The sequence below is a fragment of the Phyllobacterium myrsinacearum genome, assembly GCF_014138285.1.
Classification (GTDB): domain Bacteria; phylum Pseudomonadota; class Alphaproteobacteria; order Rhizobiales; family Rhizobiaceae; genus Phyllobacterium; species Phyllobacterium myrsinacearum_A.
Map to the genome: position 1 here is coordinate 1 of NZ_JACGXN010000021.1, position 15,115 is coordinate 15,115.

At 53.4% G+C, this 15,115-nt stretch carries 14 protein-coding genes; 11 read left to right on the top strand and 3 right to left on the bottom strand.

Going from position 1 to position 15,115, the window contains the following annotated elements:
- Positions 1 to 111: 111 nt before the first annotated feature.
- The 11 genes from FHW16_RS27905 to FHW16_RS27955 all read left to right on the top strand — a co-directional run bounded on the left by FHW16_RS27905 (position 112) and on the right by FHW16_RS27955 (position 11,798).
- The gene (locus FHW16_RS27905; protein ID WP_348643940.1) at positions 112 to 3,972 is read left to right on the top strand and encodes an RHS repeat domain-containing protein; all 3,861 of its coding nucleotides are present in this window, start codon (positions 112 to 114) and stop codon (positions 3,970 to 3,972) included.
- Positions 3,969 to 4,307: a hypothetical protein gene (locus tag FHW16_RS27910; RefSeq protein ID WP_182552722.1), complete on the top strand. Its 339-nt coding sequence runs from the start codon at positions 3,969 to 3,971 to the stop codon at positions 4,305 to 4,307. The genes FHW16_RS27905 and FHW16_RS27910 overlap by 4 nt, the downstream gene beginning before the upstream one ends.
- Positions 4,308 to 4,461: 154 nt before the next feature.
- The gene (locus FHW16_RS27915; RefSeq protein ID WP_182552723.1) at positions 4,462 to 5,388 is read left to right on the top strand and encodes a PilN domain-containing protein; all 927 of its coding nucleotides are present in this window, start codon (positions 4,462 to 4,464) and stop codon (positions 5,386 to 5,388) included.
- On the top strand, positions 5,385 to 5,999 hold the full coding sequence (gene gspM, locus FHW16_RS27920) for a type II secretion system protein GspM (protein WP_182552724.1): 615 nt from the start codon (positions 5,385 to 5,387) through the stop codon (positions 5,997 to 5,999). The genes FHW16_RS27915 and gspM overlap by 4 nt, the downstream gene beginning before the upstream one ends.
- Positions 5,996 to 6,538, top strand: coding sequence for a hypothetical protein (locus FHW16_RS27925; protein WP_182552725.1), 543 nt, complete (start codon positions 5,996 to 5,998; stop codon positions 6,536 to 6,538). The genes gspM and FHW16_RS27925 overlap by 4 nt, the downstream gene beginning before the upstream one ends.
- The gene (locus tag FHW16_RS27930) at positions 6,528 to 7,454 is read left to right on the top strand and encodes a hypothetical protein (protein WP_182552726.1); all 927 of its coding nucleotides are present in this window, start codon (positions 6,528 to 6,530) and stop codon (positions 7,452 to 7,454) included. The genes FHW16_RS27925 and FHW16_RS27930 overlap by 11 nt, the downstream gene beginning before the upstream one ends.
- A gap of 3 nt (positions 7,455 to 7,457) precedes the next feature.
- Complete coding sequence (locus FHW16_RS27935) at positions 7,458 to 9,080, top strand: GspE/PulE family protein (protein WP_182552728.1); 1,623 nt, start codon at positions 7,458 to 7,460, stop codon at positions 9,078 to 9,080.
- Position 9,081: 1 nt separating this feature from the next.
- Entirely contained in the window at positions 9,082 to 10,293 is a 1,212-nt protein-coding gene (locus FHW16_RS27940) for a type II secretion system F family protein (protein WP_182552730.1), read from the top strand.
- Positions 10,290 to 10,766 carry a prepilin-type N-terminal cleavage/methylation domain-containing protein gene (locus tag FHW16_RS27945; protein ID WP_182552731.1) on the top strand — a complete coding sequence of 159 codons (477 nt, stop codon included), beginning with the start codon at positions 10,290 to 10,292 and terminating at the stop codon, positions 10,764 to 10,766. The genes FHW16_RS27940 and FHW16_RS27945 overlap by 4 nt, the downstream gene beginning before the upstream one ends.
- Positions 10,759 to 11,154 (top strand): type II secretion system protein, encoded by a 396-nt coding sequence (locus tag FHW16_RS27950; RefSeq protein WP_246712005.1) that lies wholly within the window; start codon positions 10,759 to 10,761, stop codon positions 11,152 to 11,154. Before FHW16_RS27945 ends, FHW16_RS27950 begins: the two co-directional genes overlap by 8 nt.
- Entirely contained in the window at positions 11,154 to 11,798 is a 645-nt protein-coding gene (locus tag FHW16_RS27955) for a prepilin-type N-terminal cleavage/methylation domain-containing protein (RefSeq protein ID WP_182552733.1), read from the top strand. The genes FHW16_RS27950 and FHW16_RS27955 overlap by 1 nt, the downstream gene beginning before the upstream one ends.
- 19 nt (positions 11,799 to 11,817) lie before the next feature.
- Here FHW16_RS27955 and gspG read toward each other — a convergent pair whose 3' ends face one another.
- From gspG to gspD, 3 genes are read right to left on the bottom strand one after another with little or no spacing between them, the layout of a single operon-like run.
- Positions 11,818 to 12,282 (bottom strand): type II secretion system major pseudopilin GspG, encoded by a 465-nt coding sequence (gene gspG / locus FHW16_RS27960; protein WP_182552734.1) that lies wholly within the window; start codon positions 12,280 to 12,282, stop codon positions 11,818 to 11,820.
- A 10-nt stretch (positions 12,283 to 12,292) separates the two neighbouring features.
- Positions 12,293 to 12,772, bottom strand: coding sequence for a prepilin peptidase (locus FHW16_RS27965; RefSeq protein WP_182552735.1), 480 nt, complete (start codon positions 12,770 to 12,772; stop codon positions 12,293 to 12,295).
- Between the two features lie 14 nt (positions 12,773 to 12,786).
- Complete coding sequence (gene gspD / locus FHW16_RS27970; RefSeq protein WP_182552736.1) at positions 12,787 to 14,946, bottom strand: type II secretion system secretin GspD; 2,160 nt, start codon at positions 14,944 to 14,946, stop codon at positions 12,787 to 12,789.
- Between the last annotated feature and the right edge of the window lie 169 nt (positions 14,947 to 15,115).

The following is a 15,115-nucleotide window of genomic DNA, read 5'->3' on the forward strand; positions in this document are numbered from 1 at the left end:
GCAGACAGCAACCAGATCGTCCAGTCACCTTTTACCGGCCATGGAACTGCGATCTTAGGTGATTTCAACGGCGATGGCCTGCCAGACTTCATTGATGGCAAGACGGCCGTCATTTCCAATCCCGGTCCAACCAGTCCAAACCTTTTGCGCAGTATCACGCTTGAGACCGGCGGGGTCATCGGCGTTGATTACACGCCTTCCACACGCTGGCCCAATGGCTACATGCCGCAGGTCATGCATGCGGTGTCGGTGATATCAGCCAATGACGGACGCGGCACCATTGCCAGCACCAACTACCTTTATTCCAATGGCCTTTACGATCCTGTTGCGCGCAAATTCCTTGGCTACCGCAACATGACCGTGCAAAAGCCGTTTGCTGCCGGGGCTGTCACGCGTCCGACCATCGATACGGTTTATCGCCAGGATGTGGCAAGCTACGGCCTGCCGGAATCCATTCAATGGGTAGACTGGGAGAGTGGAACAGGTGTGGTCCACAAGAAGGTCAACGAGACCTATGTCGTCAACGCCTCAACCAAACCCTACACAGTCCAAAACACCGCGACAGACACAGCACTGACAGAAGGCGGCGTTACAGCCAATCTGCGCATTGAGCGGTTCTTTGATGCCTATAATAATGTCGGCCAGTTGAAAGACTATGGCCGCACGGATGCAGGAGGTGATGAACTCTCGACAGTTCAGCTTTTCAGCCCGAACACATCTGCCTACATCGTGTCACTGCCTTATGCGAAATCAGTACGTCCCGGCTTTGATGCCTCAGCTCCATTCAGCACCTATGAAGAATATTTCTATGACGGTGCAACGGACAAAACCGTGGCTCCAGTCAAGGGCAACCTGACGCTCTCCAAGAATTACATGAGTGTCACAGCACCCGTAAAGTCAGCTGATACTGCCTATACTTATGATGCCTATGGCAACCTGATCCGCAAAGTCGCTCCCATGGGCCAGCGCACCGAGTGGGATTACGATGATACATACCACATCTATCCAGTTGCAGAACGGGCACCGAAATACTTTTACATGGGTCTTGGTGGACTGAACGCAGACACAAGATTTATTACCAAAAGAAGCTTCGACTTTGTATGTGGTCTCCCGTCCGCCACAACTGATTGGAACCTTGTCGTCTTAAATACGGCTTATGATCCATTTTGCAGAATATATGATTCAATTGATACTGACGGTTATTATATAAAGACCCGCTATGAGAACGAGGGCAATCCGCAGGCCCAAGCCGTTGTGTCCTATGTGCCCCTGCCGAACAATGCCGGCGATCATTTTACCCGCACATATTATGACGGGCTTGGCCGTCCGTGGCGGGTTCAGACGCCGGGTGATGTGGCAGGTTCAGCGAGCCGCATCGTCGATACATCCTATGATGGACGTGGCAATCCCTGGCAGGCTGCCCATCCGCGCTTTGACAATGAGGCGGCACAACTCACGTCCAACAGCTATGACTGGAAGGACCGGATCGTTGGGACAACCAATCCCGATGCAACACAGCGCAGATTTCAGTATGGTCTTTATCTTGACCAGATGACCGGCGGGTCCCGCAATATCCCGCTAGAAACCATGCTGACAACCGATGAAGAACAGCGTCCGCTGCGCACCTTTACCAACACCCGTGGTGATACGATCCTCATCCAGAAGACACTTGCAGGCAGTCCCGTCAATGAATTCCGCTCCTTTGATCCGCTGGGACGGCTTGTGGGTGTTGTCGATCCCGGCGGTGCCATCTGGGCCTACACCTATGACATGCTCGGCAACCGTCTGACCGCAAGCGATCCCGACCTCGGCAACTGGTCCTACGTCTATGATCAATCAAGTCGGATGTTGCTGCAAACGGATGCACGCGGCATCGTCGCAACACTTGGCTATGATCAAATGGACCGGATTACCGTCAGGATGGCATCGACACAGCCTGGCCAGCCAGCATCAACGCTGATTGCCTATAACGAATACGACCAGAACGAAACCTGGATGTCGAGGAACATCGGCAAAATCAGGCTCACACGCAATGCTAACTCCACCATCTTGTATAGCCATGACAGTTCCGGCCTGCCCTGGCTTGAGATTTATGCAAGTAAAGGGGCCGGTGGCGGCAATGACAACAAAAGTCAGTCTGTCCGGAGCACGCATGACAAGTCTAGGCAGATAACCTGGCTGCGGTATGATGCGGATCTGGCGCTCAACAATTTGGAAGCGATCGCCACCCTTGGTTGGGAATGGAATCAGCCTGTCGGGTTATGGAAATACAGTGCGAACAATGCGCTTGTTTCCATCCCTCAATATATAGAAGCCACCGTTTACGAGGCTGACGGACAAACGCGGCAAATCACTTATGCCAATGGCGTAACGACGACCTTCAGCTATTCGCCGGCCAGGCGATGGCTTACCCGTATTGTGACGACCAACGGTGCCACAGTGCTGATGGACAATCAGTACACCCGTGACAATCTCGGTCGTATCAAGTCCATAACCGGACTGAACCCATCAGAAAACTGGACCTATATCTATGATGACTTGAGCCGCCTGAAGACATCAGACAATGCCGGCGACAATACGCTCGATGAAACATACGAATATTCAATCTCCGGCAATCTGATTTCACGTACACGTGTTGCGGGCACTTATGTCTATCCTGCCGGAAATGCCATTCGCCCGCACGCCGCAACGCAAATCGGCGCAAAATCATTCGCCTACGATGCCAATGGCAACATGACAGGAGATGAAACGCGGACACTCACATGGAATGGCGTTAATCAGCTGCAGGGTGTCCTCAACGCCGGTGCACAAGTGAACTACGACTATTTTGCAGATGGACGCCGTTACACAAAGACATGGTCGCTCGGTAAAGTTATCTATGGCCGAGCCGATATGGAAGTGGACTACTCGAACCCCAGCGATAGAAAGTACACTCGTTATCCTCATCCGGACATCAAGATCACACAAGATGGCGGTCAACTTTCTGCACCTATATCAAAATACTTCCTGCATCGTGATCATCTCTCGTCTGTCCGTTTTGTCACGGATATTAACGGCAATGTGGTCGAACGGACCAGCTATGCCGCCTATGGCGAGCGCACCAACACCGCCATGCAGACATCAAAGGGGTACATTGGCGAACGCTATGATCCTGAAACCGGGCTGATGTATTTGAATGCCCGCTACTACGACCCAATCTTCGCCCGCTTCATTTCACCCGATGACTGGGATCCCACAAAGGAAGGCGTCGGCACAAACAGATACGCCTATGCCGAGAACGATCCGATCAATAAGTCAGATCCTAACGGGCATAGCTTTGGATCCGATACTGACGATCCAGGCGGTCCCGTGGACGGGATCAATGGCAAGGAGGTCACGAATGAGCAAGAGGCGCGAAGAGCGGAACGCAAGACAGATCTAGCAGTTCAACGGGTCGATCAGCGATTTACAAGAGAAATAACGGGACCAACAGTTACCAGCCCAATTTCGGTTGATGGCTACTTTTCTGCAGCTCCTGCTGGTGCGTTAAATAGCGTCATTGGCTTTGCGAATATGATCACGTCAGCTGGCAGCAGTGGTTTGCCCACGATTTCTCCCTCTACGCCAAGTGCAGCCTTAGGGCAGCAATTTGGAGCAAGCGTGCTCAACGATGCATTAGTTGGCAGTATGAAAGTTGCTCCGGAAGCCAAGGCCGTTCCGACTTTTCCCGACAAAATATTTGGAACAAAAGCCCCTTTTACAGCGACACCAGGAACTCGTACGTTGAATGGGCAGTATGTTAATGACTTAGGCCGAGTCGAGCCATGGGCAGCACATTATGATGAGTATGGCCGCCTAATTGGGCGAACTGATTATAATGCGGGAAATAAAGCTAAGGGTATACCGGATACTCACTATCATACCTACGAATGGGGTCCCGGAAAGACTCCTTATCCTAGTGGAAATCACATACCAGGAGAATATAAACCATGAATATATGGAACAATATTGGACTCCTCGAGAAAGTTAATTTGGTTCGTTTCAGTAAATTGATGTCCCTTGCAACCAAACGCACGATTAACGATTCTGGACAGAGTTCGTTTGCGATAGAGATAGTCGCTGAAAGTTCTGAAAAACAAAGAATCACAATTCACTGCGGTGGAGTGGTAGATATCAAATTTGGTAATCCTGCCGAAACTGCGGATATATTGATAAATATATTCGACGTAAGGGACTGGCAGCGTGAAGGTGTACGTTACCGGGTAACTGAGGAGGAGAATGCCGCCTTTTCATTCAACTGCGCCGAGTTTAGTGTTGAGCTGGAGTAATAAGGGGCGGACGAGTTTCGAACGCGAGAACAGCCATGTCAACGGGGGGTGGATGAGCAGAGGAACTGGCTCCGATTGTTTGAATTGGTGGTGGGGCGAACTATTCGATTTGATGCTTTTCGGCGGGCTGTCCAGACGTATTTCAGATGGAGTTTTGATTAGCATCCTGCGAGCCAGTTGTCTCATCGAAAAGCGTTCAGGAACTACATCCGAAACTCTTGAAGGCACATCGATCGACCGTGTTGGCGAGCGTGCCAAGACCATAACCAATGCCAATACCTGCATCATTACTGTTTCCGAGGGCCGGTATATTTCCCGGCATCTATCAGATCGCAAACTGCCGTTCACGCGCGCGCGGCAGATGGCGGAGATCGATCTTTCAGAAGGCACACCGTTCAATGTGGATGATGTCCATATCTGTTTTACGGAAACCTCGGATTCAACCGGCAGTACCAATTATTTTCTGATCAGGAAGGGCGTCATTGATCCGGTCATTGACAGTCTCGTCGATGCCGGTATTCGACCCCAATCAATCCTTCTTAAGGCACCGGACGGCGAACTCCAGCTGTCGCTTCAGAGCCTCAGATCGGTCCATCCTGTATTTGTCCGGCGTACATGGCCGCAGAAGCTTTTGATTGCATCTTTGGTGCTGGTTGTCCTGTCCGGTATCCTGACATTCGGGCATGTGTACTACAGATACGCCCAGGCAGACGAGAAGCTGGCTGCGCAAGTGGACGAGAAACAAAAAGCTGCGCTCGAAGTGCGCAAGATGCTGGACCGGCGTGCACAGGACATTGCGGCGGTAGAAGCCGCTCGAAAGAGCAAGGCTCAGGCTGTGCCTGTGGTGCGCGTCTGGGAAGAATTGACACGGATATTGCCGGATACAGCCTGGATCACCGACTTCACGCTCAATGGCGACAATCTTTCCTTTTCGGGATCCGCGGTTTCTGCAGCCGGGCTGATATCGATACTGGATGCATCGCCGCTTTTTGCTGATCCGTCCTTCACATCGCCGGTGGTGCGAGTACCGGGACAGGCGGGCGAACGATTTGCCATCAAGCTCAGTGTGGTGCGGGGATGACCGACGTCCTGATCCGGGTAATGGCACTTCCAAAACTGGCGCAACGCACTCTGGCCATAGCTCTGGCCGTTATCATGGTGGTGCTGATGCTGTTATTGTTTTTCGCCGGTTTTCAGGCACTGTCTGATTTGCGAACCGGCATCGACGACAACAGGTATAATCTTGCACGGTTCGAACGAATGCTGGCGCAAAAACCGGTTGACGATGGGCAAACCGCAGCACAGCCGGACGATACAACCTCGTCGTTCCTGACGGGGGATAGTATCGCGGTAATCCAGGCCGGACTGCAAACGCGGGTGAACGCCGATGCCAGCGCACAAAATGTTGTCGTTGCGTCGGTCGGGAATACGCCGGTACTGGTGATCGATGGTGTCCAGTATGCAGGGGTGAGAGCCAACATTCAGGGCAATCTGCCCTCCATAAACAACACGTTGTTTCAGCTGGAAACATCATTGCCTCCCTTGATCATCAGAGAGGCAACCATCCGCGCTACCAATGCAGTGCAGGTAGATGGTTCACCCCAGCCTGTCGAACTTGCTGCCGAGATCGTTGTCTATGGCGCAGTCAATCCAAAGGGCATGCAATCCGGTCCGGAAAGCGCCGGGCCATGAGACAAATGCTGCGCATTCATACAACCATTATCGCCTTATCGCTCGTTGGCGTTGCTGTATTCGGATTGTCCAATTTATGGATGGCCAACAATCCTGTCGATATCTCAGCTGATATTACAGCCGTCCCAAGAGATCAGGCGGTCAAGGCAGAAAAGGCGGCATTGGCCCGCAATCCTGAAATTCCTCTGGAGATTACAGAGACCGTAGCGAGGCCATTGTTCAGTCCGACACGGCGCGAATATGTTCCCAAGCCACCAATTGTCGAGTCCGTGGCGCCGCCCGTGGTCGCTGTTGCTGCAGTGCCTCAAATACCGGTCAAAAAGCCGGCCATTCGCTTTCAAGGGACGAGCCAGACAGGCGGCCGGATTGCGGCGCTCATTGCCAATGAAGATGGAAGCAATTCGGACTGGATGAGTGTCGGGCAAACGTTGGGCCCATGGACGATTGCGGTCATTGAGCAGGGCAGGATTGTCATCACACTCAACGATGAAAAGGCCGTTTATTCGCTCTATCCAGAAAGCAGTGATCATGCACAATAGGGTGACTGAAACGCCTGATCCGAACGCAGAGTATTCAGAAGCCGGGTTTGCATTGCCCGCTGTACTGGGTTTTCTTTTGATCCTGTCGGCCGTTTTGATCCCGTTTGCAAGCTCGGCCAGAATAAGGGCACTCACCGCAGGCAATCAATATGACGACACAAGGCTTGGTCTTGTCTTGAATGCGGTCAACGCCATGGTCGCCGGGCGACTGGCAAAAGATCGACGTGGCGACGAGAATAGCCCGGCATATGCCACTCCCACCCGTTATCACTGCGCACTTGGACGCGGCTCGGTGGAAGTTCAGTTTCAGGAACATTCCGGTCTGATCGATCTGAACGTTGCGAGTATCGAACTGCTGCAGCTCGGACTTGGCGCTGCGGGCGCCCCGTCCTCCACTGTAAGGGAACTGGCGCAGACCATCACGCAGTTTCGCCGCCTCGACGGCGACCGGACGGCAGCCGTTCCACCTCAAATGATTGCAAGTGAAGGGCTGAAGTTCGCGCCATTCGAAGACGTTGCCGAACTTTATGATTTTCTGCCTCTGCGTTCGATTGCGCTTAGTCAACTCATGCGGGTTTTTACCGTCAATTCCAGAAGTGCAGTTGTGACAGGTTCAAGTCTTTCGCCAGCCATCAAGTCAAAACTGTCCACCTATCCGGAAGCTGCAAAAGCCATTGTTGCAACCGCAACGCAAGGCGCGGATTTTGTGACCGTCGAGAGTATTCTCCATGATGGGGCGGCCAGCCATTATGAGGCGGGCATTTATCAGATTGGAGCGAGCGGTACAGGAGCTGTCAGGCTCATAAACAGTCTTCCTTCTGATACAGCTGCGTTGCCCGAAGTTGGCGCGGTAACAAATGGTTGTTCCCAAATCCTTGACAGCAAGGCCACGGCTTTGCTCGGCGGAGTGTTTTAACAGATGCTGGAAAAGGTGGGGACATCCGAACAATTTGTGCAGCATCTGGCAGGACAGGGCCATCTGACACACGAAGCAGTGCAGCGCGTACGGACGGCCATCGCCAGCACCGGCCATGCCATTGACGTCGTCATTCGTGAGCTCGGTCTGATGCCGGAAGCGCTTTTTGCCAAAGAGCTTGCAGGGTTTCTGCGAGCCGACCTTCAGGTTGATTTCACAGCACTTAACAACGAAGTCCTGTTGGGCCGTATTGGTCAAAGGTTTGCCGAGGACAAGGCTCTGGTTCCACTTCGCCTGACGGATGAAGTGCTCGAACTCATTGTTGCCAATCCTTTTGATGCCGACACGATGGATGCGCTTTCCTATCTGTTTGATGTGCCGGTAAAACTGCTCATCGCGCCGCGAAGTGCGATTGAAGAATACCTCAGGCATCTGGGTCAGGAGCCAGGCCCATCAGATGTGATTGATCTGACCGATGACGACAACAAAAGCAGCGACGTAGAACGGCTCCTCGATATTGCCCGTGAGGCACCCGTTGTCCGATTTGTTTCGCGCATTGTTCAACGGGCCGTCGATGAAAAGACCACAGATATTCACATCGAGCCACAGGAAGATCTGATCCGGATTCGCTTTCGCCGCGACGGCTTGCTTGATGCGGTTGAAACGGCAGCAAAGTCGCTGCACGCGGGCATTGCGAGCCGCATCAAGATATTGGCCAAACTGAACATTGCCGAGCGGCGTTTGCCGCAGGATGGACGCTTGCGTTTTTCGGTTCGGGGCCAGGAAATTGATTTCCGCGTCTCGATCATGCCAACGATCCATGGGGAAACGATCGTGCTGCGTATTCTCGACCGCAGCAACGTAAAGCTCAATCTTGGTTCACTTGGCTATGATGAAAAGGCGAGGGAGAAGATCGTTGAAATCGCCAATCGGCCCAACGGGATCATTCTGATCACGGGCCCGACGGGTTCCGGAAAGACCACGACACTTTATTCGATGTTGCATGAGTTGAACCGAACGGATGTCAAGATCTTCACCGTTGAAGATCCGGTTGAGTATCGGATCAAGGGCATCACGCAGCTGCAGGTCGATCCGGCCATTGGCCTCACATTCGCCTCGGCACTGCGTTCGGTGCTTCGGCAAGATCCCGATATTATCCTTGTTGGCGAAATCCGTGACCGCGAGACCGCGCAGATTGCCATTCAGGCTGCTCTTACGGGACACCTCGTGTTGTCGACATTGCATACCAACAATGCCGTCGGTGCTGTCAGCCGATTGCGGGATATGGGTATTGAAAGCTACCTGCTTGAGGCAACGCTGCGCGGGGTGATCAGTCAGCGGCTGCTGCGCACCAGCTGTCCTGCATGTGCAGGCAGGGCGGGCAACATGACCTGCAAAACATGTCATGGTTCAGGCTTCAATGGCCGGCAGGTCACCTATGAGATTCTTGAGATAACCGAGGTGGTTCGCCAGGCGATCAGCAATGCCCTTGCTCAGGAAGAGATCGAAAGATTGGCCAGGACCAATGGCATGCAATTGATGACAGATCATGCGAGCAGTCTGGTCAAGTCCGGAAAAACGACAGCCGAGGAAGTCGCACGCGTCGTTGACCTGGAGAAGAGCTGAAATGCTCAAGTTTATTTACACGGCATTTACAGCAGACGGACGTGAGGCGAGGGGCGTCATTGATGCGTCCAACGATATCGAAGCAAGACGGCTGCTGAAGGCGAAAGGGTTCAGAGTTTCGGTACTCAAAGCCGCGAAGGGCGGTGAGACATCCACCGCATCTTCGGGACTATCGCTCTTCAGGGCAAAGATTGATTACGAACGTTTGTTTTCCGATCTTGCTGTTCTGATGAATGCGGGTCTTGGATTTGATCAGTCGCTGCAGGCAATGACTGCAGATACCTCGGCGAAGACGAACCAGCAGTTTGCCGTCACTTTGCTGAACCGCTTGTCTTCGGGTAGTTCACCCTCACAAGCTTTGGCAAATGCCGAAGGTTTGAGGCCAGACGTGGTGGCGCTTGTCGCCAGTGGCGAGCGAAGCGGGCGTCTGGGCCAAGTCTTCAGCGTGTTGTCTGCCGAGATGGAAAAGCAGAATGTCCAGAAGCGGGCTTTCGTCGAGGCAACGGTCTATCCGTGTTTTCTCCTCTTCATCATGTTCTGTGCGCTGATGGTCATCACTTTTGTTCTGGTTCCGGCCATCGCGCCGATCTTTGAAAGCTCGGGACGCGAACCACCGATGATTATTGCTGTTCTGTCCGTTGTCCGGAGTATCCTGTCGGCACCGGAGACGCTGATAGCACTTGTTCTGGCTTTCGCCGCCCTTGCCGGGCTATGGTTGACCAAGCGCCCGTTGATTAACGCGGCTCTCTCCAGAGCAATCCTGCGTTTGCCCATCGTTGGTGCGCTCATCCGGAAAGCTGGTCTTGCCCGCTACTTGCAAAGTCTGGCCCTGCTTTTGGAAAACGGCGTGCCGATGGGTAACGCCCTGTCGCTTTCGGCCGAATGCTGCCCTGTTGCTTCCTACAGAAAACCGCTCCTGTCGGTCTGCGATACGGTGATATCAGGAAAGCGGCTTCCCGATGCTTTCCTGGCGGCCCGGATTTTTCCAGCGGGTATCGTGTCACTCGCTGCCGTTGGCGATGAAGTCAACAATCTGCCGGCTGTGCTTCGAAAAGCCGCCGGCATTATGCAGAGCGAAGCACAACGTGCACTCGATCGTCTGCTTGCCTTGATGACACCGGCAATTACAATTCTGCTGGGCTTTCTGGTTGGTGGGCTGGTCATTTCCGTCATGACAGCACTGCTCGGTATCAATGAGCTCAGCATGCAATGACGCACACCCCTCCAGGTAGCGGCAACAGGCAGGCAGGATTTACACTGATTGAAATGCTTGTGGTGCTTGCCATCCTCGGGCTGGTCACGGCTGTGTCTTTTCCCTATTTCAATCCATCCAGAAAAGCAGACACCACGAAAATCGCAGCACGTATTTTGCATTTGGCCCAACTCTCCCGGCTGAGCGCGATAAAAGATCGCGCCCGCCGATCAATGACGTTTGACACCGTTCAGGGCACAGTTGCAGTGCAAGGTGATGATGATCGCATAGTACTGCCGCAGGGAATGAAGATGACTGTGCTGACGGGGCGTGAGCTGATCAGCAGTGACAGGACTGCGCAAATTCAGTTCCTGGGCGATGGCAGTTCCACGGGGGGAGAAGTCGTGCTTTCAGCGGGCTCCATGCCATCGACAAAAGTTCAGATCAACTGGCTGACCGGTGTGGCCTCGATCGTGGCGCTTGGGCATGAATAATCCGGTATACGAGAACAGTGATGCAGGATTCACGCTGCTTGAAATGATTATAGCGTTTCTTGTGCTGTCGATATCAATGGGAGTTGCGGTTCAGACGGTCAGTATCGCATCCCGCAGCATTGCCCTTGCAACGGAGAGGAACGCGGCCGCCCGTCTCGTTGATGCTCTTCAAGCCGAAACACTGCCAAAAGTTCTGGCAGCCGGAAAAGTTTCCGGCGCAGGTGATGCTGAAGGCATGCGATGGGAGCTGTCCTTTACACCAACAACGAGCGCAAATTCGCCAGAACTGCTGCAGGGGATCGCAGTCATAAAAATCTACCCGGTAAGAGAGAACCCGAGGCATCATGACTTTGCGGTCTTCACATCGGTAAAAAAGCGGGGACTGTGATGTCGTCGTCGCACAGCAATGGTGATGCAGGCGAGGCCGGATTCACACTTGTTGAAATGCTGGTCACCCTGGCACTCATTGCATTGCTCGCAACCGTGATGATCGGTGCCATTGTGCAGATGCGATCGATGTCGGCCATTTCCCAAAGAAACGACGCGAACACCGAATTTGAGGCGCTTGGAAACTATCTGGACAAACTGATTGCCAATGCAAAGCCACTCCCGCTGATCGAGAACAATCAGGAACATTTGCTTGTTTTCGAAGGTGCGCCAGACCACATCAGATTTGTCGCGGTCATTCGGATCGGTAGTGATCAGCTGGGTTTACGGGATGTTGAACTGGCAATGCGGAAGAATGGCAACACGTTCGATCTTGTCCAATCGAGTTCACCGCGACGATTGTCCAGTTCATCAAATGGTCCAGCAACGCTTGTCTTGTCACCAACCCTTGTCACCGGTCTTCAATCCGTAACATTCGAATATCTCGGTGTACCGTCAGCGCCGGACGCCACCCAGTCAAACTGGCAAACCTCCTGGAATGAGCCGGGACGACTGCCTCGGGCCGTTCGCCTCACAGTAAAAGCAGAACGCAACCGGCAACCTGTCAATCTGGAACGCCTCATCAATCTAGAGCTTGCCGAGTAGCCGGCCTTTTCGGTGCGCTTCAGTTATTGGCAATATCTGCATCCGGGCCTTCGCCGCCTTGCTTGCGATCCCGACCAAGCGAAATAATCTGGAAAGGCTTTGTGTCCGCGGGGCTTTTATACTGGTAGGCCGTTCCCCATGCGTCGACAAAGGCACCGCTCTGTTTGATATAAGGCCCATTCCAGCGGCTCTCCGAGGCCGGTTTGGCCTGCAGGGCTCCAAGACCTTCTTCGCTCGTCGGGTAACGGCCGGTGTCGATGTAATAAAGCTCCAGCGCACTTTCAAAGTTGTGGATCTGCGCCTTGGTTGTATCGACACGCGCGGAGCCCAGATAGCGCAGTACCTGGGGTGTAGCGAGTGCTGCGATGAGCCCGATAATGGCAAGAACCACGAGGAGTTCGACCAGTGTAAAACCCTGCTCTCCATCTCTTGCAGAATACTGATGTTTTTCAGGTTTTGCCTGGGGGTCGTGAGATAAGATCATTCTGCCGCTCCTATTGTGGTGCGAATTTGAAGTAGCCAATGTGTTCAGCCCCCCACGTTGCAAGGAGCGCAAGTCCCAAAAACGGACCGAAAGGTATCCTGAGAGTTCTGGATTCCCTTCCGCTTATTCCATAGCGCAGAGCATAGTAGATCAGGGCAGTGAGGCTGGCGAAGAACAGATACAGAGGGAAATTCCAGGGGCTGAACCAGACTGAGGACGCACCTGCAAGTTTGACGTCGCCAAGCCCGAGGCCAATTCGCCCTGTATATCGCCTGTGCACCTCGCGAACGAGAAACAGCATCAATGATACGCCAGTCGCAACAAGGAGGGCCATGACGGCATCGTGCCAACCGGCCAGTCCTTTCATCATGATACCGGTTCCAAACAGCAAGAGGTTGAGCCAGTCCGGCACGACAAAAAATCGAAAGTCAAAGTAGCAGATCGCTGCAACGATGATGATCAGAATTGCAAATACTGCCGGATCGCCCATGCTTGCCATCAGCTTCAATAAGCAAGACGTTTGACGGTTTGCTGGAAATCATTTTTCCCGCCGCGACGTTTCTGAATAGCGGAATTGAAATTCAGCTGACGCCGGAATTCTTCCGTTACATCGCGTGCTTCGGTCACGTCGCGCACGATGCGCGGCTTTATGAAAATGATGAGCTCCGTCTTCTTTATCGAGTCAGTCTTGTTCTTGAATGCATTTCCAAGCACGGGAATATCGCCCAGAAGAGGAACCTTGCTGCGTGTCAGACTGTTCTTTTGCTGAATGAGACCACCGAGAGCCAGTGTCTCGTTGTCGTTCACCGACACCTTTGTTGAAATCTTGCGCTGCTGGATGGTCGGTGAATCAATGCCCGAAGACGTGGTCTTGACGACATCGCTGACTTCCTGCTGGATATCAAGCATCACACGGCCTGAACTGTTCACGCGTGGCGTGACCGAGAGAATGATGCCGGTGTCTTTCAGTTCAATCGTATTAATGATTGGAGCATCGCTGTTACCCACACCCTGCGATTGCTGCGTTGCAATCGGCACCTGATCACCAACCTGCAGCACGGCCTTCTGATTGTTGAGTGCCATCAAAGTTGGGGCCGAAACGACATTAACGTCGGTAACGCTGGAAAGTGCATTGAGGGTCACGCGCACATCTTTGGTTGCATAACTCCAGCTGAACCCGGGAAAACTCGCACCGGCAAAACCACTGGCGACGTCAGACAGCCCAACCCCAAAATTGCCGTTCTCAAAGGCCCATCGCAAGCCGAATTTTAGCTCGTCATTCAGCGTCACTTCGGCAATGACCGCCTCAAGCAGAACCTGCGTCGGCACCGTATCAAGCTGTTTCAGAATCTGCTGTACGTGCTGATACTCGCGGGCCGTGGTCGAGATCAGCAACGCATTGTTGTCAATGTCAGCAACGACAGATGTTCTGGTTTTCGCAGGTTCTGCCGTATAGCTTGTTACCTGAGCCTCTGCGCCGCCAAAACGGGCGGAGCTCGGCGCTGCTCCCTCTTCGGTTCCCGTTGCAGAAACTGTTGCCGGGTCGAGATCCGGGGCAACCGGATTTGCAACACCGCCACCACGGTTTTGTTGCTTGTCCTGCCCGGTAAGAACAGCTTGCAAAACCTGCGCCAACTCCTTTGCCGGGCGGTTCTGGATGTCATAGACGAACATCTGTTCTTCATTATTGCTGGCAAGCTTGTCCAGTTTGGCAACCCAGCTTGCTGCACGCGAAAGATAAGCAGGGCGGGATGTGATCACCAGGACAGCATTGAGCCGCTCGTTGGGTATAAACCGGATAATCTTGTTGCCTGATCCATTGTTGGTGGCAAAGATCGTGTCGAGTTCCTTGGCAACGGCAGCGGGCTGCGACGTTTTGAGAGGATGCAAGGCGACGGACATGCCTTTCATCCAATCAACATCAAACACCGATATAGCTTCACGCATGGATGCCAGATCAGGACTGTTGCCGGCAAGCATGATGAGATTGCGGGTAGGGTCGACTTTTAGGATCGAGCCCTGCCGGCTGATCGGCTCCAATATGCCTTTCATCTCCTCGGCGCCGATGTGCTGAAGCTCGACAACCTGCACTTTGATGCCGGGCCCGGAGGGTACTGTGCCGCCGGTGTTGATTGACGGTGTCGACGAAAAGGCTTCGGAAGAGGGGACGATCTGATAACTGCCTTCACGCTTGACGATGACGGCGCCGTTGACGGCAAGGGCTGACTCGAGAATATCAACCAGGGCTTCGCGTGAGACGGGAGAAGTGGTCTGCAGTGTCACGGTGCCGGTAACGCGGGGATCGACAACGTAGGTCACCTTCAAAATGTCCCCGAGGACATTCTTGGCCGCAGCCGTGACAGGTGCGTTGACCAGATTGAGGCTATAGCCTTCACCGCCCTTGGCCATTTGTCCTACGGTCACAGGCGGTCCGCCATAACCGACAAATCGGCCGGTTCCCGTTTGCACAGCTCCTGTAAATGCCGCAGCGTCCATGCCATGCCCGCCAATATTGCGCGAACCGCCGCGCATCGGCCGAATGGGTTTTCCGGTCGAATCGAGCTCGCCTAATTTCGTGGAGAAAACATCGTCAACAGAATCGGTTGACGTACAGGCAATGAGCAAAAGCGGGCTCAAAACGCACAGGGGCACCAGATACTTCATGAAACCCCACCCCTTATTCATTCATCCCCGAATGAAGTCTATAAGACCGGGTGACCAGGAGCATCACGCGAATTCAACGAAGAATGACGTATCCACAGTAATTCCGCACAGTGCGCGGAACTTCGAGTAGATGGAAGAACCAAAAGTACATTGAAGCGCGGGTATCAAT

Bases quoted from the DNA above. Each gene is read 5' to 3' on its own strand.
- FHW16_RS27910 (WP_182552722.1), top strand. From the start codon at position 3,969: ATGAATATATGGAACAATATTGGACTCCTCGAGAAAGTTAATTTGGTT.
- gspM (WP_182552724.1), top strand. From the start codon at position 5,385: ATGACCGACGTCCTGATCCGGGTAATGGCACTTCCAAAACTGGCGCAA.
- FHW16_RS27925 (WP_182552725.1), top strand. From the start codon at position 5,996: ATGAGACAAATGCTGCGCATTCATACAACCATTATCGCCTTATCGCTC.
- FHW16_RS27930 (WP_182552726.1), top strand. From the start codon at position 6,528: ATGCACAATAGGGTGACTGAAACGCCTGATCCGAACGCAGAGTATTCA.
- FHW16_RS27935 (WP_182552728.1), top strand. From the start codon at position 7,458: ATGCTGGAAAAGGTGGGGACATCCGAACAATTTGTGCAGCATCTGGCA.
- FHW16_RS27940 (WP_182552730.1), top strand. From the start codon at position 9,082: ATGCTCAAGTTTATTTACACGGCATTTACAGCAGACGGACGTGAGGCG.
- FHW16_RS27945 (WP_182552731.1), top strand. From the start codon at position 10,290: ATGACGCACACCCCTCCAGGTAGCGGCAACAGGCAGGCAGGATTTACA.
- FHW16_RS27950 (WP_246712005.1), top strand. From the start codon at position 10,759: ATGAATAATCCGGTATACGAGAACAGTGATGCAGGATTCACGCTGCTT.
- FHW16_RS27955 (WP_182552733.1), top strand. From the start codon at position 11,154: ATGTCGTCGTCGCACAGCAATGGTGATGCAGGCGAGGCCGGATTCACA.
- gspG (WP_182552734.1), bottom strand. From the start codon at position 12,282: ATGATCTTATCTCACGACCCCCAGGCAAAACCTGAAAAACATCAGTAT.
- FHW16_RS27965 (WP_182552735.1), bottom strand. From the start codon at position 12,772: ATGGGCGATCCGGCAGTATTTGCAATTCTGATCATCATCGTTGCAGCG.
- gspD (WP_182552736.1), bottom strand. From the start codon at position 14,946: ATGAAGTATCTGGTGCCCCTGTGCGTTTTGAGCCCGCTTTTGCTCATT.